We start from the raw sequence: 21036 nt of genomic DNA on the forward strand, positions 1-21036 counted from the left end.
TCACTCTGCGGCAGCTGACGCGTCATCAGCTGTCCCGCCAGCCATCAGGGCCGCAGCGCCTTGTCCGCCCGCGAGATGCCGCAGACGCCGGAGCGCACCACTTCGATGATCTCGTTGGTCTGGGCGGCAGTCTTGATAAAGGCATCCAGCTTCTCGCTCGTGCCCACCAACTGTACCGTGTACTGCTCGGGGGTGACGTCGACGATCTGGCCACGGAAGATATCCGCCAACCGTTTCAGCTCATCACGGGCCCCACCGGCGGCACGCGCCTTGACCAGCGCGATCTCCCGCTCGATATGCTCCCCTTCACTCAGGTCGCACACCTTGAGCACATCCACCAGCTTGTGCAGCTGCTTCTGGATCTGCTCCAGCACCCGCTCGTCACCCATGGTGACTATGGTCATGCGCGACAGGGTGGGATCCTCGGTCGGCGCCACCGTCAAAGTCTCGATGTTGTAGCCGCGCTGGGAGAAGAGGCCCACCACGCGGCTCAGGGCGCCGGATTCGTTCTCCAGCAGTACTGAAATGATGTGTCTCATCAGGTTCTCTCCGTCTTGCTCAGCCACATCTCGTCCATGGCGCCAAACTTGATCTGCATCGGATAGACATGCTCATCCGGGTCGACCGAGATATCCATGAACACCAGCCGATCCTTCATGGCGAAGGCCTTCTCCATGGCGCTCTCCAGCTCCGCCGGATCGCTCACCGCGATACCGACGTGGCCGTAGGCTTCCGCCAGTTTGACGAAGTCCGGCAGGGACTCCATGTAGGAGTGGCTGTGACGACCGCCGTAGAACATCTTCTGCCACTGCTTGACCATGCCCAGCGCACGGTTGTTAATGGAGATGATCTTGATGGGCACCCCGTACTGCATGCAGGTGGAGAGCTCCTGAATGTTCATCTGCACCGAGCCATCGCCGGTGACGCAGCAGACCACCGCATCAGGGTTGGCAAACTGGGCCCCCATGGCGGCTGGAATGCCGAAGCCCATGGTGCCGAGGCCCCCTGAGTTGATCCACTGGCGCGGTTTGGCAAACGGGTAGTAGAGGGCAGCAAACATCTGGTGCTGGCCCACGTCGGAGGCAACGAACGCCTGACCCTGAGTCACCTTGTAGAGGGTCTCGATCACCTGCTGTGGCTTGATCTGGGTAGCCGACTTTTCGTAGGCAAGGCAGTGACGGGAGCGCCACTGGTTGATCTGGCTCCACCAGTCCGCCAGCGCCTCCTTGTCGTTATCGAAGCCACACTCGCGGATCACTTCCAGCATCTGCTCCAGCACGGTTTCCACCGAGCCGACGATGGGCACATGGGCCTGCACCGTTTTGGAGATGGAGGTGGGGTCGATATCGATATGAACCACGGTGGCATTGGGGCAGAACTTGGCCACATTGTTGGTGACGCGGTCATCGAAGCGGGCTCCCACGGCGAAGATGAGATCCGCGTTGTGCATGGTCTTGTTGGCTTCGAAGGTGCCGTGCATCCCCAGCATGCCGATAAATTGCGGATGGACGCCGGAGAAAGCCCCCAGTCCCATCAGGGTGGTGGTCACCGGCAGATTCAGCAGCTCCGCCAGCTTGGTCACCAGATGATCCGCATTGGCGTTGATGGCGCCACCGCCCACGTACATCACCGGGCGCTGGGCTTCTACCAGCAGCTTGGCTGCCCGCTTGATCTGCCCTTTATGGCCAGACTTGGTCGGGTTGTAGGAGCGCAGGGAGACCGTCTCGGGATACTGGTAGGGGAATTTCTCTTTCGGGTTCTGCACATCTTTGGGCAGATCCACCACCACCGGCCCCGGGCGGCCGCTGGCGGCAATGTAGTAGGCCTTCTTGATGGCCTCGGGAATATCGCTCGCCTTCTTGCACAGGAAGCTGTGCTTCACCACCGGGCGGGAGATACCGATCATGTCGGTCTCCTGGAACGCATCCTCACCGATCATGCTGGTCGGCACCTGGCCGGAGAGGATCACCAGCGGAATGGAATCCATATAGGCGGTGGCAATACCGGTAATGCAGTTGGTCGCTCCCGGGCCCGACGTTACCAGCACAGTCCCCACCTTGCCGGTGGAACGGGCGTAACCGTCAGCCATGTGAACCGCGGCTTGCTCGTGCCGCACCAAGACATGCTCCATCTTGCCGTTTTCGAAGAGAGCGTCATAGATGTCGAGCACTGAGCCACCAGGGTAGCCAAAAACGTGCTCAACTCCCTGATCTTCCAGCGCTCTAACCACCATCTGGGCGCCTGATAACATCTCCATGATAAAGCCCTCCAGGCTTTGCTCCGTTTAGCGAATCCCGCCGACGATGCCGTGCTTCCCGGCACGGCCCGATCCGTTTCTTGTTGTTATCTGAATGCAGATCGGTCCAATTCAGCCCCGTCGACAGTAGAAAAAAAGGATTTTTCCGTCATTCACCCGAAAATAGGGTGAAAAACCAACTTAACCCGCTTCATAACGCTTGTCCACGGCTTTATCTGACCAGAACAGTCATACATTTCAACCGGCTATTAACATTCAATGACTTGCCGTAGCGACCATGAGACAAAAGGGAAGGAAGTCGGGGAATGGCCAGCGGATCATTCCGCAGAGGGGAAAAACAGCCACAAAAAAGCCCACCGCTCAGCGGTGGGCTTGATGCCGAATGATGACTCAGTTGTCCTGATCCGGCTCCGCCAGCCAGATCTGCTGATCCGGATCGGTCTCTTCACTGACCGAGATGCTGACCCCCATATCGAGCAACTCGTGCAGGGTGAGATTGTCAGCCAGGTTCATGACTTCGCCGTTTTCATTGGTAAAGCGCATTTGCTCCGTCCTCTCCTTGGTGGGATCGCCTTTCAGTCTAGTCAACAACGCTCACTTGCGATAACCAGCAACTGGATAAACAGTCGCCCCCATCCAGCTCGCTCAGGCGATCACTCACCTCCTCCGGAAACAGGGTGCGCGCCCAGAGCCGACGTGACAGAGAGGCCACGCTCTCGTCAGCGCCCGCCGCCAGCCAGCGGGCCAGCTCCCCCGCTACATCGGGGTAACAGACTGCCCCCGGCGAGGCGCTGTCGAGCCAGGTACGCACCAGATTGGCATCGAGCACATCCATCAGGGTCGCCAGCCCCATCATCTCGAGCGTCTTGCCGTTGGTCAGCTGCTCGAACTGACCGCCGAGGGGCTTGACCAGCAACTTCTTGCCGAGGGTGAGCGCCTCGGAAGCCAGCTCGAAACCCGCGTTGGAGATGACGCCGCGACAACCGGCCAGCACTGCGATAAATCCGTGCCGCGACGGCGGCTCGAAGCGCAGGTTGCGCCACTGGCTAGGGGTACGAATGGCGGGGTGAAAGCAGACGAAACGCTGCTGGCCAAAGCGCGACAACAGGGCAGCGATCGCCTCGGTCTGCTCGAACGGCAGATAGACCAAGATCTCGCCATTATCCGGCGCGGCGGCGATGGGGTCGATCACCGGTGGCAGCAAGGGGTGACCAAAGTGAAACCAGTGCAGCCCGAGCGGCTGATCCACAGGAGCAAAGTGGCGCATCAGCTGACGGCTGACCCCATCCTCCCCCCAGCGCGGAATGGGCCAGTTGAAGCTGGCCTGATGGCTGACGGTGAGGCTCGGCTTGCCATAGCGGCGGGCGGCATGGGCGGTCAACGGCTCAAAATCGCTCACCACCAGATCGTATTCGCTGCAATCGAGAGACCGCAGATCCCGCCAGAAGGTGAGCGGCGAGGCGGCTTGCAGGGTGCGCCACGGAGAAACTCGCCCCTCGTGGCTGACAAAAGTGAGGCCGGGAAAGGCGCGGTAGGCGCCAAACTCTTCCATGTCGAAGTAGCGGTCGGCGGGGCGGCCGCTGAAGAGATAATCCACCTCGACCCCTGCCGTGCGCAGCGCCCGCGCCAGGGTACGACTGCGACTGATATGACCGTTGCCGGTGCCTTGCACCCCAAACAGTATCCTCATGAGTGGCTCCAGCCGAGCGCCAGCACGGCGCAACCGCCACCCAGCAGGGCACCGGCCACCAGATCGCTCAGGTAGTGTACCCCGAGCAGCAACCGGGATGCCCCCACCAGCGCCGCCCAGCCAAACAGCAGGGGCGCCCAGAGCGGAAAGGCGGTGGCCAGTATGGTGGCCATCAGAAAAGCGGCGGCGGTGTGGCCAGAGGGGAGGCTGTAACGATCGGAAGGAGTGATGAAGACCGGCAAGCCGACCGGCCGTTGCCGTTTCAGGCTGTTTTTCAGCAGCAGATAGAGGGGCAATTCGATGGCGAAGGCTAGCAGCGCCAGTCGCACCAGCTCCCGCTCTGCCTCCCCCTGCCACCAGAGCAGGGCGGCCAGCACGGCGTAAAGCGGACCATCACCGGTGCGGGAAATGAGGCGGCTCACTCTCGCCTGCTGCCGGTTGTAGCCGTGAAGCAGGCAGACCCGGCACACCTGCAGGTCCCATTGCTGGATCTTGTTCATATCCCCTCCTTCCCTGAATTCTGCTTGCAGAGTAAGAAAGCGGGATGACGTTACGTTGAACAAGGGATAACAGATTTATGAAAAAAGGGCCGAATGGCCCTTTTTAATCTCGATATTGCGGCAAAATCAGTGGCTGCCGCGCAGACCGGTCTCCATCAGACGGCAGTTGTGGTCCGCCAGACGGGCCATGAAGTGCTCATCCACTTTCAGGCCAAACACCTGCTCGTAGAGATCTTTCATCACGAATGGCTGCCACATCATGCTGAGGAAGGAGATCTTCAGCATGTCGGGATCCAGGTTGTCACCCAGCTCACCGTTGGACTTCATGGTTTCCAGCAGGGCATCGAACTGCGGCAGCTGACGTTCCAGCAAGCGGTTCAGCACAAAATCCCGGCCCGGGCTCTTCTCGGTCGACAATGCGCTGGAGATGGCAGAGGTCAGCTCGCTGTTGGGCGCCATCACCTGATAGTAGGTGTTGAGCAGCTCGTTGAGGCTGTGATTGCTGTGTTCATCTTGCCAGGCATGATCGAGGGGCTCGGCGACATCGCCCAGCACCGCTTTGTAAAGACCCTCTTTACTGCCGAAGTAGTAGTGGATCATTGCCAGATTGGAGCCAGCAAGCTCCGCGATTTCGCGTGTAGTCACCTTGCTATAGGGAGTATTGAGAAAACGCTCACGGGCGGCAGCAAGCAACTTGTCACGAATGTCAGAACGTCCGACCGGACGACCAGGTCTACGTTTTTCCATTTAACACCTCAGATAATTCAGCCAATGCTGATAAGTCGATCTGGTTGTGCAGAGAATAGAGCACAGCAGGAATGACCAGATAATCGGTCATGGGCCGAATATGGGACAAGGAAATTTGCAATCCTTTACAATCCGATTAAATACGTCAGCAGATTGCCCCTGACCTTCCGTGTTGACACAGCATAAAAATCTCGATATTGGTAAAAGCGTTATCGACTGGAAGGAATAACAACGTCATGCGTATCGCCACCCCGCTACTACTAATCTCCCTAATCGCGTTAACTCGCGCGGGATCCTTGTAGCCGGGCTAAGGCATAGCCGGAATTTACAAAAACCCGTGCACCCTGCACGGGTTTTTTTATGCCGCCGCAGGATGCACGTTACCGAACTTAGGAAGAGGGAAGTCACATGTCAGATCGGGTCATCATATTCGACACCACCTTGCGTGATGGTGAGCAGGCCCTGGCGGCCAGTTTGACAGTCAAGGAGAAGCTGCAGATCGCCCAGGCACTGGAGCGGCTCGGTGTCGACGTCATGGAGGTGGGCTTCCCGGTCTCCTCTCCCGGCGATTTTCACTCGGTGCAGACCATAGCCCGCCACATCAAAAACAGCCGGGTCTGCGCCCTCGCCCGCGCCCTGCCCAAGGATATCGACGCCGCCGGTGAAGCCTTGCGGGTCGCCGAGGCGTTTCGCATCCACACCTTTATTTCCACCTCCTCCATCCATGTGGAGAGCAAGCTGAAAAAGAGCTTCGAGGATGTGCTGGAGATGGGGGTCGGCGCCATCAAGCACGCCCTGCGCTACACCGATGATGTGGAGTTCTCCTGCGAGGATGCCGGCCGCACCCCGATAGACAACCTGTGCCGCATGGTGGAAGCCGCCATCAAGGCCGGCGCCCGCACCATCAATATCCCGGACACCGTGGGCTACACGGTACCGACCGAGTTCTCCGGCATCATCCACACCCTGTTCAACCGGGTACCCAACATCGACAAGGCCATCATCTCGGTGCACTGTCACGATGATCTGGGACTCTCGGTGGCCAACTCCATCGGCGCGGTGCAGATGGGGGCCCGCCAAATCGAGTGCACCATCAACGGCATCGGTGAACGGGCGGGCAACTGCTCGCTGGAAGAGGTGGCGATGATCCTCAAAACCCGCGCCGACCTGCTCGGGGTGCAAACCAATATCCGTCACAACGAAATTCATCGCACCAGCACGCTGGTCAGCCAGCTCTGCAACATGCCGGTGCAGCCCAACAAGGCGATCGTCGGGGCCAACGCCTTCTCCCATAGCTCCGGCATCCATCAGGATGGGGTACTCAAGGCGAAAAATACCTACGAAATCATCACCCCCGAGAGCATCGGCCTGACCCAGAACAACCTCAACATGACCTCCCGCTCCGGCCGCCACGTCATCAAGCACCGGATGGAGTCCATGGGCTACGCCGAGAGCAGCTACGACCTCGATCACCTCTACGGCAAGTTCCTGACCTTGGCCGACAAGAAGGGGCAGGTATTCGACTACGACCTCGAAGCGCTGGCCTTCTTCAGCCAGATCCACGAGGAGCCGGAGCACTTCAAACTGGAGTACCTCGGGGTGCAGAGCGGCAGCTCGGTACTGGCCACCGCCTCGGTCAAATTGAAGGTGGGTCAGGATCTGATCTGCGAAGCTGCCACCGGCAATGGCCCGGTGGATGCGGTCTACCAGTGCATCAACCGCATTACCGGCTATGAGATCCGCATCGATAAATATGCTCTCAAGAGCAAGGGTGAAGGGGAAGATGCCCTCGGTCAGGTCGATATCGTCGCCGAGTACAAGGGGCGCAAATTCCACGGCATGGGGCTGGCCACCGACATCATCGAATCCTCGGCCCACGCCCTGCTCCATGTGATCAACAGCATCTGGCGCGCCGATCAGGTGGCCGAGCAGATGGAACGCAATAACAGCATCAAATCAGAAACCGTCTGAGCAGGACTCGCAGCCACACAGACGGCATGGAATGACAACATCGGGACGGGGAACGTCTGAACCGGGAACCGCGCGCAGCGTCGGGGAAACCGGACAGAGGGATCTCAAAGACAATATCAGGATGGAGAGTGTATGAGCAGTTATCGGATCGCAGTATTGCCGGGTGACGGCATTGGCCCTGAAGTGATGGCCGAGGCCATCAAGGTGCTGGAGAAGGTGCAGGCCAGGTTCGGCCTCGCCTTCGAGTATGATCACCACGACGTGGGCGGCATCGCTATCGACAACCACGGCACCCCGCTGCCGCAAAGCACCATCAAAGGTTGTGAAGCAGCCGATGCCGTGCTGTTTGGCTCGGTGGGCGGCCCGAAATGGGAACATCTGCCCCCCAACGATCAGCCGGAACGTGGCGCCCTGCTGCCCCTGCGCGCCCACTTCAAGCTGTTCTGCAACCTGCGTCCGGCCCGTATCTACACCGGCCTCGAGCAGTTCTCCCCGCTGCGCGCCGACATCTCCGATCGCGGTTTTGACATCGCCTGCGTGCGCGAGCTGACCGGCGGCATCTACTTCGGCCAGCCCAAGGGGCGTGAGGGAGAGGGGGCGAACGAGAAGGCATTCGACACCGAGGTGTATCATCGCTTCGAGATTGAGCGCATCGCCAAGATTGCCTTTGAGTCGGCTCGCGTGCGCCGTGGCAAGGTCACCTCCATCGACAAGGCCAACGTACTCGCCTCTTCCATTCTGTGGCGCGAGGTGGTGACGCAAGTCGCCAAGTCCTATCCGGACGTAACCCTCAACCATATGTACATCGATAACGCCACCATGCAGCTCATCAAGGATCCGTCCCAGTTCGATGTGCTGCTCTGCTCCAACCTGTTCGGTGACATCCTCTCCGACGAGTGCGCCATGATCACCGGCTCCATGGGACTACTCCCCTCCGCCAGCCTCAACGAATCAGGTTTCGGCCTGTTCGAACCGGCCGGTGGTTCGGCCCCGGATATCGCCGGCAAAGGGATTGCCAACCCCATAGCCCAGATACTCTCCGCCGCCCTGATGCTGCGTTACAGCTTAGGGATGGAGGCTGCCGCCCAGGCCATCGAGCAGGCCGTGGCCCAGACCCTGGCCGAGGGTTACTTCACCGCCGACCTGCATCAGGCCAGCGCCCGCCATCCGGTGCAGAGCACGTCCGAGATGGGTAGCCAGATCGCCGCCCGGATCTGAGCCACATAACAGAGAACAAGGAAGAGAGAAGCAATGGCCAAGACCCTCTATCAGAAAGTATTCGACGCCCACGTGGTACGGGAAGTGGAGGGGGAGACCCCCCTCATCTACATCGACCGCCATCTGGTGCATGAAGTGACCAGCCCGCAGGCATTCGACGGCCTGCGCGCCATGAACCGCCAGCTGCGCCGCCCGGATCTGACTTGGGCCACCATGGATCACAACGTCTCCACCACCACCAAGGACATCGCCGCCTCCGGCGAGATGGCCCGCATCCAGATGGAAACGCTGGCCGACAACTGCAAAGAGTTCGGGGTTCGCCTCTACGATCTGAACCACAAATATCAGGGCATAGTCCATGTGATGGGCCCCGAGCTCGGCATCACCCTGCCCGGCACCACTATCGTCTGCGGTGACTCTCACACCGCCACCCACGGCGCCTTCGGCTCGCTGGCGTTCGGCATCGGCACTTCCGAAGTGGAACATGTGATGGCGACCCAGACCCTGAAACAGGGGCGCGCCAAGACCATGCGCATTTCGGTCAACGGCAAGCTGGCCGAGGGCATCAGTGCCAAGGACGTGGTGTTGGCCATCATAGGCCGGGTCGGCCATGCCGGTGGTACCGGCTACGTGGTGGAATTCGCTGGCGATGCCATTGCGAGCCTCTCCATGGAAGGGCGGATGACGGTGTGCAACATGGCCATCGAGCTCGGCGCCAAGGCCGGCATGATAGCCCCCGACCAGACCACCATCGACTACATTCGCGGCAAGGAGTTCGCCCCCAAGGGCGAAGTGCTGGAGCAGGCCATCGCCTACTGGCAGAGCCTCAAGAGCGACGATGGTGCCCGTTTCGATGCCGAAGTGGTGCTGGACGCCGCCAATATCGCTCCCCAGGTCACCTGGGGGACCAATCCGGGCCAGGTGATTGCCGTCAATGAGCCGATTCCGGCGCCGGAATCCTTCAGCGATCTGATGGAGCAGCAATCCGCCCGCAAGGCGCTCGCCTACATGGACTTGCAACCGGGTCAGAAGCTCTCCGACGTTGCCATCGACAAGGTGTTTATCGGGTCGTGCACCAACAGCCGCATCGAGGATCTGCGCGCCGCCGCCGCCATCGCTCGCGGTCGCAAGGTAGCCGCTGGCGTGCAGGCGCTGGTGGTGCCGGGTTCCGAGCAGGTGAAGGCGCAGGCCGAAGCCGAGGGTCTGGACAAGATCTTCATCGAGGCCGGTTTTGAGTGGCGCCTGCCCGGCTGCTCCATGTGTCTGGCCATGAACAACGACCGGCTGCAACCGGGAGAGCGCTGCGCCTCCACCAGCAACCGCAACTTCGAAGGGCGTCAGGGCCGCGCCGGCCGCACTCATCTGGTGAGCCCAGCCATGGCCGCCGCTGCCGCCGTCACCGGCCGCTTCGCCGATATTCGCGCACTGTAAGAGGACATTTCGATGACAGGATTCAAACAGCATAAAGGGATCGTCGTCCCCCTCGACAGCGCCAACGTCGACACCGACGCCATCATTCCCAAACAATTTTTGCAAAAAGTAAACCGCATCGGTTTTGGCAAGCACCTGTTCCACGACTGGCGCTTTCTGGACGATGCCGGCCAACAGCCCAACCCCGAGTTTGTACTGAACCAGCCGCAATTCGCCGGTGCCAGCATTCTGCTGGCCCGCGAGAACTTCGGCTGCGGGTCTAGTCGCGAGCACGCCCCCTGGGCGCTGGCGGACTACGGCTTCAAGACCATCATTGCCCCGAGCTTTGCCGACATCTTCTACGGCAACGCCATCAACAATGGCATGGTGCCGGTGCGCCTGAAGGAGGAGGAGGTTGACGCCCTGTTCCAGCTGGTCGCCGCCAAGCCGGGCATCGAGATCGAGGTGGATCTGGAAGCCAATCAGGTGCGTGCAGGTGAGCTCAGCTTCGGTTTCGAGATCGACGAGTTCCGCCGTTACTGCCTGCTCAACGGCTTGGATGCCATCGGTCTGACCCTGCAGCACGAGGCCGCCATCAGCGCCTTTGAGGCGAAGCAGCCGAGCTGGATTTAACGCGCCAGTTGCAAAAAAACGAGTAGAATCAACAGGGAGCTTCGGCTCCCTGTTTTACTGTCCGCGACGCTTCCCACTTTGGGCCACCGGAACTGGCCCGTGCTACAGGAAAGGATGATGAAGAGACCGACGGCAATTCCTCTGCTCTGTGCCCTGCTGCTTGCCCTGCCTGCGGGTGCCAGCCAAACCAGCTTCAACAACAGCCTCGGCCAGATCAGCGTCGGCTGGCAAGATAGCGAAGGCAAACCCCAGCAGCTCACCTACCGGCTCGAACAGGGCAAGTTGCCGCCCCTTATCGCCTATCGCCCGGCCAGAATGCAGGAGGAGGTGTTGCAGGTGTTGCTGCGGGAGGTGCGCCAGAACTACCCCGAGGTGCAGTTCACCCTCGCCCGTCCCTCGCTGGAGCTGCATCTGAAAAGCCGCAATCAGGACAAGGCGCGCGAGGCGATGGCCTTTCTGCAGTCCAAGCGGAGCAAAGAGGAGCAGGCCTGGCTGACCAAACACTACTTCCAGTACTTCAACACCCCGGACGGGCAACTGGCGGTGAAGCAGGATCATGTGCGCATCGCGCTGGAGAGTCGCAGCGGGCTGGCGCCGCTGGCGGATCAACTCAAGCAGCAGGGCAGCACCGAAACGGAAGCGCGCCAGAAGACCGTGGCCCACATGCTCACCTTTATCCAGAGCATCCCCTATCAGCAGCTCGACAGCCTGAACGGCAGGCAGGGCAAGGGCTTTCTCCCGCCCCGTCAGGTGCTGGAGCAGAACCGGGGTGATTGCGACAGCAAGGTAACCCTGATGGCCGCCATGCTGGCCCAGCTCTTTCCCGAACTGAAACAGGCCATGGTGTTCGTCCCCGGCCATGCCCTGCTGGCTGTTGACCTGCCCGCCAAGCCGGGGGATGTAACCCTCAACTGGCAGGGGCAGAACTACCTGCTGCTCGAACCTACCGGTCCCGCCACCTTGCCTGCAGGCCAAATAGCATCGACCAGCAAAACGCTGGTCGATAGCAAGCAGTTGAGTGTGCAGCCGGTTCAGGAAAAAGGCTAATCCCCTCCCTCTGCCAATGGGGAGAGAGGATTAACCCTGAGGCAGAAACTCTACCGCCAGCAGCAACCCGCTCTCCTCCTCCAGCACCCGGATAATACGGGCATGAGCTTCAAAGGGAGGCAACAGGTTGTTGTTGGTGGCAAGACTGATCCGGATGGGCTGATTGATGTCGAGCTGGTGTTCAGAGACCGCAATCCCCATGCCGTTGGCACTGAGATCCCGGCAGATCCCCTCCAGCACCAGCTGCTGCTGATAGATGGTGACCGGAGCATTGATGACCATGCGCGCAAAGGCACGCCTTTCCTTGGTATTGGTAAGCACGCGAACATCCTCTGTTGGGTGGGCGTCATCTCATGGGTATTGCACAATTGTGCTGGTCTACCCAAAAGAACGTTAATACAATGCGGTTCGTTTCTCAAACGGGGTGCGGTTTACCGCTGAGATTATACCCGTGTACCTGATCCAGATAATGCTGGCGGAGGAATTTGAGGCATGGCGCTCATTTTTTGCGCCCTCACCCGCTGGCACCTCGTTATTAACAAGTAATAGGGAGTGCCACCCATGAAGACCCTGCTGCTGGTCACCACCGGCCTGCTGTCGGCCAATGTGTTCGCCGCCGACACCCTCACCGTCTACACCTACAACTCTTTCACTGCCGAGTGGGGTCCGGGACCCAAGCTCAAACAGGCCTTCGAGAAAGAGTGCGGCTGCACCCTCAATCTGGTTCCCCTCGAAGATGGGGTAGCCATCCTCAACCGGCTGCGGCTGGAGGGCAACCACAGCAAGGCCGATCTGGTGCTGGGGCTCGACGATGCCCTCATCAGCGAAGCCAAGCAGAGCGGTCTGTTCGCCCCCCATCCCGCCAAGCTGGATGGCATCAAGGTGCCGGGTGGCTGGCAGGATGACACCTTCGTCCCCTACGACTACGGCTACTTCGCCTTCGTCTATGACAAAGACAAACTCAAGCAGCCGCCCAAGAGCCTGAAAGAGCTGGTGGAGCGTCCCGACCTCAAGGTGATCTATCAGGATCCCCGCACCTCCACTCCGGGGCAGGGGTTGATGCTGTGGATGAAGTCTGTCTACGGCGACAAGGCGCCTGCCGCCTGGGCCGAGCTTGCCAAAAAGACGGTCACCGTCACCAAGGGGTGGTCAGAGGCCTATGGCATGTTCCTCGATGGCGAAGCGGACATGGTGCTCTCCTACACCACCTCTCCGGCCTATCACCTGATTGCCGAGAGCAAGCCCCAGTATCAGGCTGCCGCCTTCGAGGAGGGTCACTACCGTCAGGTAGAAGTGGCCGCCAAGCTGAAGAGCGCCAAGCAGGAGAAGCTGGCTGACCAGTTCCTGCAATTTATGGTGAGCCCCGCCTTCCAGAACGAGATCCCGACCGGCAACTGGATGTATCCGGTCATCGACACGCCGCTGCCCAAGGGCTTCGAACAGATGATCACCGTCAGCAAACCGCTCGCCTTCAGCGCCGATGAGGTGGCCGCCAATCGCAAAGGGTGGATCCGCGAGTGGCTGCAAGCCGTCACCCAGTGAACCGTTATCTGAAACCACAGGCTCGTCCCCTCTGGTGGTTGCCGGGCAGTGCCGCCACCCTGTTGATCCTGCTGTTATCCCTCGGGCCGCTCGCGGCCCTGCTGTGGCAGGCCGGTTCGCTGGCACCCCGCACCCTGCTCGCAGATCCTTATCTGCGCCATGTGCTGGGGTTTAGTCTGGGGCAGGCACTGCTCTCCACCCTGCTGAGTCTCGGGCTGGCCATTCCGGTGGCCCGCGCGCTGGCTCGGCGCCGCTTCATTGGCCGAACCCTGCTGATCAAGCTGTTTGGTCTCTCGCTGGTGCTGCCGGTCATCATCGCCATCTTCGGTATCGTGGCGGTACACGGCAAACAGGGGTGGCTGCCGCAGCTACTGCGATTACTGGGGCTGGATCCCGGCAACTATCTCTACGGCCTGTTCGGTATCCTGCTGGCCCACGTCTTCTTCAACATGCCGCTGGCGGCCCGCCTGATGCTGCAGAGCATAGAGAGCATCCCCGAATCGAGCTGGCGCCTCGCCAGCCAGCTCGGCATGCGCTCATCCCATATCTTCCGGCTGCTGGAGTGGCCGCTTATTCGCGGCATCTTGCCGGGGCTGGCCAGCCTCATCTTTATGCTCTGCTTCACCAGCTTCACCACAGTGCTGGCGCTGGGAGGCGGGCCGAAATCCACCACGCTGGAGGTGGCCGTCTATCAGGCGCTGCGCTTTGACTTCGATCTCGCCACCGCAGGCGGACTGGCGCTGGTGCAGCTCATCCTGACCGCCGCCCTGCTCGCCCTGCAGCACAAGCTGCAGAGCACCCCGGCCAGCAGGGTGGCCCCCCGTCGTCCCTGCCTGCGGCCGGATCGCCATCAGCCAGGCACGGCCGTGGTGGATCTCCTCTCGCTCGGCATCGGGCTCGCCATCTTTCTGCCACCGTTGCTTGCCATCGTAGTGGCAGGCCTCCACCCCGGCCTGCTGACAGCGCTCACCTCAAGCAAGCTGTGGCAGGCGAGCGGCCAGTCGCTGCTGATTGCGCTGGCGGCAGGCACCCTGGCGACCCTGCTCGGCAGCGGCCTGCTGCTCACCAGTCGCCACCTCAAGGTGCGCACCCGCCAGCGGCGGGCTGCCGCCCTGTGGGAGGCCAGCGGCTCGGTGATCCTGATGATCCCGGCAGTGGTGCTCTCCACCGGTCTCTTCATCCTGTTTATGCCGTTCGCCGATGTGTTCGCCCTCGGCCCCTGGCTGGTGGTGCTGGTTAACGCCCTGATGGCGCTACCCTACGTGCTGCGCACCCTCTCCGCCCCCATGCAGCTGGTGGTGCGCCAATACGACCGGCTGGCGGATAGCCTGGGGGTACGCGGCCTGCATCGCCTGCGACTGGTGGAGTGGCCGCTGCTGCGCCGCCCGCTGGCACTGGCGATGGCGCTGTCGATGATCCTCTCGCTGGGGGATCTCGGCGCCATCGCCATGTTTGGCAGTCAGGAGCTCACCACCCTGCCCTGGCTGCTCTATCAACAGCTTGGCAGCTATCGATTGACCGAGGCAGCCGCCACCGCTCTGCTGCTGCTTACGCTCTGTTTCTCCCTGTTCTGGCTGGTGGAACGGGGGCTTGGAGGAAAACATGCTGAACATTGATACGCTGGTGACCAGCTACCCCGACTGGCGCGTCAGCTTCAGCGCGACCCTGCCCAAGGGAGAGATCACCGCACTGATCGGCCCAAGCGGCGCGGGCAAGTCGACCCTGCTCGGGATGATCGCCGGATTCGTGCCGGTGGAGTCGGGCCGCCTCAGCTTCGATGGCGAAGATCTGCTGCCGCTGGGCCCGGCCGAGCGACCAGTCACCACCCTGTTTCAGGATCACAACCTGTTCCTCCATCTGTCGGTGTTCGACAATATCGCCATCGGCTTGCACCCGGGTCTGCGCCTGAGTGCCGCCCAGCGGGCACAGGTGATCGATGCAGCCGCACGGGTTGGTCTTGGCGAGATGTTAAACCGCCAGCCTGAACAGCTCTCCGGCGGCCAGCAGCAGCGAGTCGGGCTGGCTCGCGCGCTGGTGCGCGGCAAACCGCTGCTGCTGCTGGATGAGCCCTTCTCTGCCCTCGATCCCGCCCTGCGCCGGGAGATGCTGGCGGAAGTGGCGAGGCTAGCCTGCGAACAGGGCATTACCGTACTGATGGTCTCCCACAATCCGGAAGATGCCCAGCTGATTGCCGATCAGGTGCTCTTTGTCGACGAGGGGCGCATCGCCCTGCAAGGCAAGCCGGATATTCTGCAAAATAGCGACCACCCGGGGCTGCTGCGCTACCTTGGCCAATAGCCCTTGGGAGTAAAGACTGCGCCATGATCAAAAAAGGGAGGCCGATTGGCCTCCCTTTGTATCTGGAAATATTCATTTAAATCAGAGGTTTTCCTCGGCGAACGAAGCCAGTCGGCTGCGCACCACGCCATTGAGGAAAATGTTGGCACTGCCGTCAAAATCCTTGAAACGCTCGACGATGTAGGTGAGACCCGAGGTCACAGGGCTAAGGTAGTTGGAGTCGATCTGGGCCAGGTTACCGGAGCAGACGATCTTGGTACCCTCGCCGCAGCGGGTGATGATGGTCTTGATCTGGGACGCGGTCAGGTTCTGGCACTCATCCAGCAGCACGAAGGTGTTCTGGATGCTGCGCCCGCGCATGAAGTTGACCGATTTGAACTGGATGTTGGCCTTCTCCATGATGTAGCTGAGCGAGCCGCTCATGTTCTCGTCCTGCTTGTGCAGCACCTCCAGGGTGTCGGTCACCGCCGCCAGCCAGGGCATCATCTTCTCCTCTTCGGTGCCGGGCAGGAAGCCGATGCTCTCGGCAATTTCTGGGGTATTCCGGGTGACGATCACCTTCTCGTAAATGCCCTTCTCAATCACCAGCTCCAGCGCAGCAGCCATTGCCAGTAAGGTCTTGCCGCAACCGGCCGGGCCAGTCAGGATCACCAGATCGATGTGCGGATCGAGCAGTGCATCCAACGCCATCCCCTGATAGACATTCTTGGGATGGACACCCCACGCCTTGCGGGACATCAGCCGCTCGCGGCCCAGATCCTTGATGCGGATCTTGCTGCCATCGTGGCTGAGCACCCGGGCTGCGAAGAAATTCTCTTCATCCACCAGATACTGGTTTACGTGAACTCCCTCCAGCAGATTGGCATCGATCACATGGATGGTGTCGCGGCCGTGGGTCTCGCTCTCGCACTCCCCAACCCGCTCCCAAAAGCTGCCGGGCACAACCTGAAAGCCTTTAGCCAGCAGGCGGATATCGTCGATCAGCTGGTCGCTACGGTAATCTTCAACGTGAGCAAGCCCGGCCCCCTTGGCCTTGAGGCGCATGTTGATGTCTTTAGTGACCAGCACCACCTGACGCTTCAACTCGTGCTTTTGCAGATAGAGGGCCGCGTTGATGATGCGGTTGTCGGCCTCCTTGTCGGTAAAGACCTCGGCATCCTGCGGCAGATGGTGATCGCTGAAGATGCAGATATTGCCGCTCGCTTCGCCAGCCAGCGGCACGCCCTGGGTGATCTGATCCGGGGTTGCATCGCGGAACACATCTTCCAGCGCACGAATGGCCACCCGCGCGTCGCGGCTGACATCCTTGTTGCGATCCTTGATGTTATCGAGCTCTTCCAGCACCGTCATGGGGATGAGCACGTCGTGCTCTTTGAAGGAGTAGATAGCGAGGGGTTCGTGAAGCAGAACGTTGGTATCCAGGATAAACAGCTTTCGGTCCGTATTGTCCATAAGCATCCTCCTTGGCACTGAAGGGCCACGTGTGTGAATCTCAGATGTCATTGAAACCACACGGCCGTGACAGTTTTATTACCCTCAACGCTACGCCCGATTTTACTATCGCGCAACAAATCACTGGGCCGCCTGATTTGATTGCACATAAAAACAGCAATAAAAAGACCGGCACTATGGCCGGTCTTTTTTCTATCGTTCAACTACTTGGGCCTGTCTGTCAGCCGCACTTGGAGTCGCCGCAGTTAAGGCAGGTCATGCAGCCATCCTTCAGCACCAGCGCTTTGGTGTGGCACTTGTAGCAGAGCGCGGCATTGGCCGGAAAACCACTGCTCGCCTCCTGCTCTTCGGCTTCCTGAGCCGCCTTCAACTCGGCTTGCTTCTCGGCCAGAAACGCCTGCTGATGCTCGTCCAGTCCCGGCGCCTTGAGCATGCCGATCTCGGTGAGATGGCTCTCGATCACGTTGCCAATTTCGGCGATCAGCGACGGCACATACTTGCCCTTGTTCCAGTAGCCGCCCTTGGGATCGAATACGGAACGCAGCTCCTCGACCAGGAAGGTGACATCCCCACCCTTGCGGAATACCGCCGAGATGATGCGGGTCAGCGCCACGATCCACTGATAGTGCTCCAGGCTCTTGGAGTTGATGAAAATCTCGAACGGACGGCGAGTTTCGTGAACCGTGCCCTCGTTGAGAATGATGTCGTTGATGGTGATGAACAGTGAGTGCTCGGAGACATGCTCCGGCGTCTTCAGCTTGTAGGTGGTGCCCATCAGCCGCTCCGGGCGCAGCACGGTTTCGTGCATGTGCACCACGTCATCCTGCGCAGAGAGATCTTCTTGTGGCTCATCCTTGGTACGCACCTTGTAGGCGACGATTTTCTTGTCGATCTTCTTGACCATAATGTCGTTCTCAGAATTTACCGTAATAGCCTTCTTTCAAGGCGTCGTAGAGGTTGGCGGCAGTGTGCAGCTCACCATCGTATTCAATCTCTTCGTTCCCCTTGACGGAGATGACGGAGCCATCCTCCAGGGTGAAATCGTACAGGGTGTTCTCCAGATCCTTCTCCTTCACCAGCACGCCCTGGAAGGCTTCCGGATTGAAGCGGAAGGTGGTGCAGCCCTTGAGGCCGGAGTCCGAGGCATACATGTAGATGTCCTTGAACTGCTCGAACGGGAAATCGGTCGGCACGTTGGCGGTCTTGGAGATGGAGGAGTCAATCCAGCGCTGAGCCGCCGCCTGAATGTCCACGTGCTGGGCCGGGCTGATGTCATCGGCAGTAATGAAATAGTCCGGCAGACGGCTCGCCTCATCATCGGCATAGGGCATGGCGGCCGGATTCACCAGCTCGCGGTAGGCCAGCAGCTCGAAGGAGTAGACATCGACGCTCTCCTTGCTCTTCTTGCCCGGCTTGATAACGTTGCGGCTGTAGTGGTGGGCAAAGCTCGGCTCGATGCCGTTGCTGGCGTTGTTGGCCAGTGACAGCGAGATGGTGCCGGTGGGCGCAATACTGCTGTGATGTGTGAAACGCCCACCCACTTCCGCCAGCTCGGCGACCAGCGCAGGATCCACCTCGGCAACCTGCTGCATGTAACGGCTGTAGCGTGCGTGCAGCACCTTGCCCTTCACCTTGTCGCCCACCTTGATGCCATCAGCCGCCATTTCCGGGCGCAGACGCAGCATCTTGCCGGTCACTTCGAACTCCTGCTCCATGATGGGGGCTGGGCCCTTCTCCTTGGCAAGACGCAGGGACTCCTGCCAGCCGGTCATCGCCAGCTCCTGGGATACCTGCTCGGTAAAGGCTACGGATGCCGCAGAGCCGTACTTGATCTGCAGCATGGTGAGGGTCGAACCAAGACCCAGGAAACCCATGCCATGCCGGCGCTTGGCTGTGATCTCCTCGCGCTGTTTGGCCAGTGGCAGTTGGTTGATCTCCACCACGTTGTCGAGCATGCGAGTAAAGATGGCCACCACCTTGCGAAACGCCTGCCAATCGAATGCCGCGTTTTCAGTAAAAGGGTCGCGCACAAACTTGGTCAGATTGACCGAGCCCAGCAGACAGGCACCGTAGGGCGGCAACGGCTGCTCACCACAGGGGTTGGTCGCGCGGATCTCTTCACAGAACCAGTTGTTGTTCATCTGATTGACCTTGTCGATCAGGATGAAACCGGGCTCTGCATAGTCATAGGTGGAGGTCATGATGACATTCCACAGCTTGCGGGCTGGCAGGGTCTTGTAGACCTTGCAGGCGACCTGCCCCAACTCGTTGAACACGACCCCTTCCTTGTTGGGCCAGTCGGCCCATAGCACCTGAGCGGGATCGTCCAGCCCAATGCCATCCTGCTCCACCTCTTTGGCGGTGTAGGGGAAGATCAGCGACCAGGGGGCATCCTCTTTCACCGCCTTGACGAAATCTTCGGTGATGAGCAGAGAGAGGTTGAACTGACGCAGGCGGCCATCTTCACGCTTGGCCTGTATAAACTCGATCACATCGGGATGGCGGATATCCATGGTGCCCATCTGGGCGCCGCGACGGCCACCGGCTGACGAGACGGTGAAACACATCTTGTCATAGATATCCATAAAGGAGAGCGGGCCGGAAGTGTAGGCACCGGCACCGGAGACAAAGGCACCGCGCGGGCGCAGGGTCGAGAAGTCATATCCGATGCCGCAACCGGCTTTCAGGGTCAGACCGGCCTCGTGCACCTTGCCAAGGATATCGTCCATCGAATCTTCGATGGTACCGGAAACAGTACAGTTGATGGTTGAAGTGGCAGGCTTGTGCTCAAACGCCCCGGCGTTGGAGGTGATGCGGCCCGCCGGAATGGCACCATTGCGCAGCGCCCACAGGAACGGCTCATACCAGGCCTCCGGTTCCAGCTCCTGCTCTGCCAACGCACGGGCTACCCGCTGGTAAGTCTCATCGATAGAGCTGTCGATGGGAGTGCCATCCTTGCTCTTGAGGCGATACTTGCTATCCCAGATCTCGAGGGACGTTTCCTGCATGGGGATAAGGCGGGAGCAAAGCTCACTCTCCAGCACCGGGTTCGATTTAGCCATATTCAATCAACCTTATGTGAATGCATCAACATCATGACAACAGCAGAAAACACAACCGATAGTGCCATACAAAATTAATGACACAACATATAGTATACCTGATGCCATGAGGGCGCCGATTCTAACCTAAAAAAATGCCCCGGCCAGCAGATTTCTGGGCCGAGGCACTTAACAGATTAATTTGTTGAGAGATTTAACACTCAGAGATAGATCAGGGCTTCTTGACGTAAACGGTCGGTGTTTCACCCGCCATATTCAAATAGAACTCGTAGACGCCATCAGCATCTGGTGAGAACTTCATGTCCTCATACTTGGAGCAAGGGTTGACCGGCACCGCCTCACCATCCAACACGGCAACACCATCACTCGGGCTCTTATAGCCAAAGTTGGTACCGCAGCTCCAGCCTGAATCAGCAAACTTGAACTTGTAGGGGGCCCACTCTTTCTTGAGGGTGCCTTTGGCCATATAGAGCTTGTCGGCCACCTTGACTACCTTGCTTTCATCAGTGGCCATCCAGTCGTTCATCTCCCCGCGCAGGTAGATGGACTTGCCACCGAAATCGCCGTTGTCTGCCCCAGCCTGCTCTGCACCACCATTGGATGCGCAACCGCCTAATACCAGGGTTCCCGCCGCCAGCATCATCGTTACTGTTCTTTTGAACATGGGTCTATTCCTTAAATTATTGTGATTCCTTGGTCCATCAATATGGACTGAAGAATTAAACCAGAGGAGACATCACAAGAAAGGTAGAGGCATCACATTCTGTACTTTTTGTATCCAACACATTGAATTGGTGAGCAAATATCGAACAGAAAAAGAGGTCTTTTTGGGGCTTTAGAAGGGTAATCAATGAATGACAAGAAGGGGGAAGTCTAATAATCCGGCGACGTGATGAATTGCAGGCAATAAAAAACCCCGCTCATCGAGCGGGGTTCTTAAATTTGGTGCCTGGCAGTGTCCTACTCTCGCATGGCGAATGCCACACTACCATCGGCGCTACCGCGTTTCACTTCTGAGTTCGGCATGGGATCAGGTGGTTCCACGGCGCTATGGCCGCCAGGCAAATTCTTAATCTGAAAAGCTGACGTGAATAACGATGTTGCTCGTGGCCTGTCGTTATCACTGAATTAGTAGTTCGCTTGGTATTTGCTACAAGCCTTAGAACACTTCTTGGGTGTTGTATGGTTAAGCCTCACGGGTAATTAGTA

Annotated in this window: 19 protein-coding genes, 1 rRNA gene and 1 riboswitch; of the genes, 8 read left to right on the top strand and 12 right to left on the bottom strand. The window is 59.5% G+C overall.

Annotated features, from left to right (window positions below; translation table 11 throughout):
- Positions 1–44: 44 nt before the first annotated feature.
- The 6 genes from ilvN to AB5Y86_RS07275 form a co-directional block, all read right to left on the bottom strand.
- Positions 45–539: an acetolactate synthase small subunit gene (ilvN, locus tag AB5Y86_RS07250; RefSeq protein ID WP_005311605.1), complete on the bottom strand. Its 495-nt coding sequence runs from the start codon at positions 537–539 to the stop codon at positions 45–47.
- Positions 539–2257 (bottom strand): acetolactate synthase 3 large subunit, encoded by a 1719-nt coding sequence (locus AB5Y86_RS07255; protein WP_005339146.1) that lies wholly within the window; start codon positions 2255–2257, stop codon positions 539–541. The genes ilvN and AB5Y86_RS07255 overlap by 1 nt, the downstream gene beginning before the upstream one ends.
- Positions 2258–2647: 390 nt before the next feature.
- Positions 2648–2800: a hypothetical protein gene (locus AB5Y86_RS07260; protein ID WP_005341188.1), complete on the bottom strand. Its 153-nt coding sequence runs from the start codon at positions 2798–2800 to the stop codon at positions 2648–2650.
- 37 nt (positions 2801–2837) lie between these two features.
- Positions 2838–3947 carry an MJ1255/VC2487 family glycosyltransferase gene (locus AB5Y86_RS07265; RefSeq protein WP_005349173.1) on the bottom strand — a complete coding sequence of 370 codons (1110 nt, stop codon included), beginning with the start codon at positions 3945–3947 and terminating at the stop codon, positions 2838–2840.
- Positions 3944–4447, bottom strand: coding sequence for a phosphatase PAP2 family protein (locus tag AB5Y86_RS07270; protein WP_005349171.1), 504 nt, complete (start codon positions 4445–4447; stop codon positions 3944–3946). Before AB5Y86_RS07270 ends, AB5Y86_RS07265 begins: the two co-directional genes overlap by 4 nt.
- 126 nt (positions 4448–4573) lie before the next feature.
- Entirely contained in the window at positions 4574–5194 is a 621-nt protein-coding gene (locus AB5Y86_RS07275) for a TetR/AcrR family transcriptional regulator (protein ID WP_005349170.1), read from the bottom strand.
- 408 nt (positions 5195–5602) lie between these two features.
- Here AB5Y86_RS07275 and leuA point away from each other — a divergent pair, with 408 nt between their 5' ends.
- From leuA to AB5Y86_RS07300, 5 genes are all read left to right on the top strand, one after another.
- Positions 5603–7165 (top strand): 2-isopropylmalate synthase, encoded by a 1563-nt coding sequence (gene leuA, locus AB5Y86_RS07280; protein WP_346202298.1) that lies wholly within the window; start codon positions 5603–5605, stop codon positions 7163–7165.
- Between the two features lie 132 nt (positions 7166–7297).
- Complete coding sequence (leuB, locus tag AB5Y86_RS07285) at positions 7298–8383, top strand: 3-isopropylmalate dehydrogenase (RefSeq protein WP_368192484.1); 1086 nt, start codon at positions 7298–7300, stop codon at positions 8381–8383.
- A 33-nt stretch (positions 8384–8416) separates the two neighbouring features.
- A complete protein-coding gene (gene leuC, locus AB5Y86_RS07290; protein WP_368192485.1) occupies positions 8417–9814 on the top strand; it encodes a 3-isopropylmalate dehydratase large subunit in 1398 nt (465 codons plus the stop codon).
- Between the two features lie 12 nt (positions 9815–9826).
- The gene (gene leuD, locus AB5Y86_RS07295) at positions 9827–10426 is read left to right on the top strand and encodes a 3-isopropylmalate dehydratase small subunit (RefSeq protein ID WP_042031829.1); all 600 of its coding nucleotides are present in this window, start codon (positions 9827–9829) and stop codon (positions 10424–10426) included.
- A gap of 117 nt (positions 10427–10543) precedes the next feature.
- The gene (locus AB5Y86_RS07300) at positions 10544–11473 is read left to right on the top strand and encodes a hypothetical protein (RefSeq protein ID WP_005358183.1); all 930 of its coding nucleotides are present in this window, start codon (positions 10544–10546) and stop codon (positions 11471–11473) included.
- Positions 11474–11503: 30 nt separating this feature from the next.
- On the opposite strand, the gene AB5Y86_RS07305 is transcribed toward AB5Y86_RS07300, so the two are convergent.
- Positions 11504–11794: a PilZ domain-containing protein gene (locus AB5Y86_RS07305; protein WP_368192486.1), complete on the bottom strand. Its 291-nt coding sequence runs from the start codon at positions 11792–11794 to the stop codon at positions 11504–11506.
- Between the two features lie 89 nt (positions 11795–11883).
- Positions 11884–11974: riboswitch (TPP riboswitch) on the top strand.
- Between the two features lie 60 nt (positions 11975–12034).
- Here AB5Y86_RS07305 and thiB point away from each other — a divergent pair.
- Genes thiB through thiQ form a run of 3 tightly spaced genes read left to right on the top strand, consistent with a single transcriptional unit; the run spans position 12035 to position 15313 of the window.
- The gene (gene thiB / locus AB5Y86_RS07310) at positions 12035–13015 is read left to right on the top strand and encodes a thiamine ABC transporter substrate binding subunit (RefSeq protein WP_368192487.1); all 981 of its coding nucleotides are present in this window, start codon (positions 12035–12037) and stop codon (positions 13013–13015) included.
- Positions 13012–14631, top strand: coding sequence for a thiamine/thiamine pyrophosphate ABC transporter permease (gene thiP / locus AB5Y86_RS07315; RefSeq protein ID WP_368192495.1), 1620 nt, complete (start codon positions 13012–13014; stop codon positions 14629–14631). Before thiB ends, thiP begins: the two co-directional genes overlap by 4 nt.
- Complete coding sequence (gene thiQ, locus AB5Y86_RS07320) at positions 14618–15313, top strand: thiamine ABC transporter ATP-binding protein (RefSeq protein WP_128815406.1); 696 nt, start codon at positions 14618–14620, stop codon at positions 15311–15313. Before thiP ends, thiQ begins: the two co-directional genes overlap by 14 nt.
- An 81-nt stretch (positions 15314–15394) precedes the next feature.
- Here thiQ and AB5Y86_RS07325 read toward each other — a convergent pair whose 3' ends face one another.
- The 5 genes from AB5Y86_RS07325 to rrf form a co-directional block, all read right to left on the bottom strand.
- Entirely contained in the window at positions 15395–16765 is a 1371-nt protein-coding gene (locus AB5Y86_RS07325) for a PhoH family protein (protein ID WP_005339173.1), read from the bottom strand.
- 220 nt (positions 16766–16985) lie between these two features.
- Positions 16986–17669: an NrdJb gene (locus tag AB5Y86_RS07330; RefSeq protein ID WP_204477725.1), complete on the bottom strand. Its 684-nt coding sequence runs from the start codon at positions 17667–17669 to the stop codon at positions 16986–16988.
- Positions 17670–17679: 10 nt separating this feature from the next.
- The gene (locus AB5Y86_RS07335) at positions 17680–19827 is read right to left on the bottom strand and encodes an adenosylcobalamin-dependent ribonucleoside-diphosphate reductase (RefSeq protein ID WP_368192488.1); all 2148 of its coding nucleotides are present in this window, start codon (positions 19825–19827) and stop codon (positions 17680–17682) included.
- A gap of 211 nt (positions 19828–20038) precedes the next feature.
- Complete coding sequence (locus AB5Y86_RS07340) at positions 20039–20491, bottom strand: pullulanase (RefSeq protein WP_368192489.1); 453 nt, start codon at positions 20489–20491, stop codon at positions 20039–20041.
- 283 nt (positions 20492–20774) lie between these two features.
- Positions 20775–20889 (bottom strand): 5S ribosomal RNA (gene rrf, locus AB5Y86_RS07345).
- Positions 20890–21036: the final 147 nt, after the last annotated feature.

The sequence above is a fragment of the Aeromonas sp. s8 genome, from assembly GCF_040907785.1.
Taxonomy (GTDB): domain Bacteria; phylum Pseudomonadota; class Gammaproteobacteria; order Enterobacterales; family Aeromonadaceae; genus Aeromonas; species Aeromonas veronii.

Excerpts from the sequence above, each read along its gene's own strand:
- ilvN (WP_005311605.1), bottom strand. The coding sequence starts at position 539 with ATGAGACACATCATTTCAGTACTGCTGGAGAACGAATCCGGCGCCCTG.
- AB5Y86_RS07255 (WP_005339146.1), bottom strand. The coding sequence starts at position 2,257 with ATGGAGATGTTATCAGGCGCCCAGATGGTGGTTAGAGCGCTGGAAGAT.
- AB5Y86_RS07260 (WP_005341188.1), bottom strand. The coding sequence starts at position 2,800 with ATGCGCTTTACCAATGAAAACGGCGAAGTCATGAACCTGGCTGACAAT.
- AB5Y86_RS07265 (WP_005349173.1), bottom strand. The coding sequence starts at position 3,947 with ATGAGGATACTGTTTGGGGTGCAAGGCACCGGCAACGGTCATATCAGT.
- AB5Y86_RS07270 (WP_005349171.1), bottom strand. The coding sequence starts at position 4,447 with ATGAACAAGATCCAGCAATGGGACCTGCAGGTGTGCCGGGTCTGCCTG.
- AB5Y86_RS07275 (WP_005349170.1), bottom strand. The coding sequence starts at position 5,194 with ATGGAAAAACGTAGACCTGGTCGTCCGGTCGGACGTTCTGACATTCGT.
- leuA (WP_346202298.1), top strand. The coding sequence starts at position 5,603 with ATGTCAGATCGGGTCATCATATTCGACACCACCTTGCGTGATGGTGAG.
- leuB (WP_368192484.1), top strand. The coding sequence starts at position 7,298 with ATGAGCAGTTATCGGATCGCAGTATTGCCGGGTGACGGCATTGGCCCT.
- leuC (WP_368192485.1), top strand. The coding sequence starts at position 8,417 with ATGGCCAAGACCCTCTATCAGAAAGTATTCGACGCCCACGTGGTACGG.
- leuD (WP_042031829.1), top strand. The coding sequence starts at position 9,827 with ATGACAGGATTCAAACAGCATAAAGGGATCGTCGTCCCCCTCGACAGC.
- AB5Y86_RS07300 (WP_005358183.1), top strand. The coding sequence starts at position 10,544 with ATGAAGAGACCGACGGCAATTCCTCTGCTCTGTGCCCTGCTGCTTGCC.
- thiB (WP_368192487.1), top strand. The coding sequence starts at position 12,035 with ATGAAGACCCTGCTGCTGGTCACCACCGGCCTGCTGTCGGCCAATGTG.
- thiQ (WP_128815406.1), top strand. The coding sequence starts at position 14,618 with ATGCTGAACATTGATACGCTGGTGACCAGCTACCCCGACTGGCGCGTC.
- AB5Y86_RS07325 (WP_005339173.1), bottom strand. The coding sequence starts at position 16,765 with ATGGACAATACGGACCGAAAGCTGTTTATCCTGGATACCAACGTTCTG.
- AB5Y86_RS07330 (WP_204477725.1), bottom strand. The coding sequence starts at position 17,669 with ATGGTCAAGAAGATCGACAAGAAAATCGTCGCCTACAAGGTGCGTACC.
- AB5Y86_RS07335 (WP_368192488.1), bottom strand. The coding sequence starts at position 19,827 with ATGGCTAAATCGAACCCGGTGCTGGAGAGTGAGCTTTGCTCCCGCCTT.
- AB5Y86_RS07340 (WP_368192489.1), bottom strand. The coding sequence starts at position 20,491 with ATGTTCAAAAGAACAGTAACGATGATGCTGGCGGCGGGAACCCTGGTA.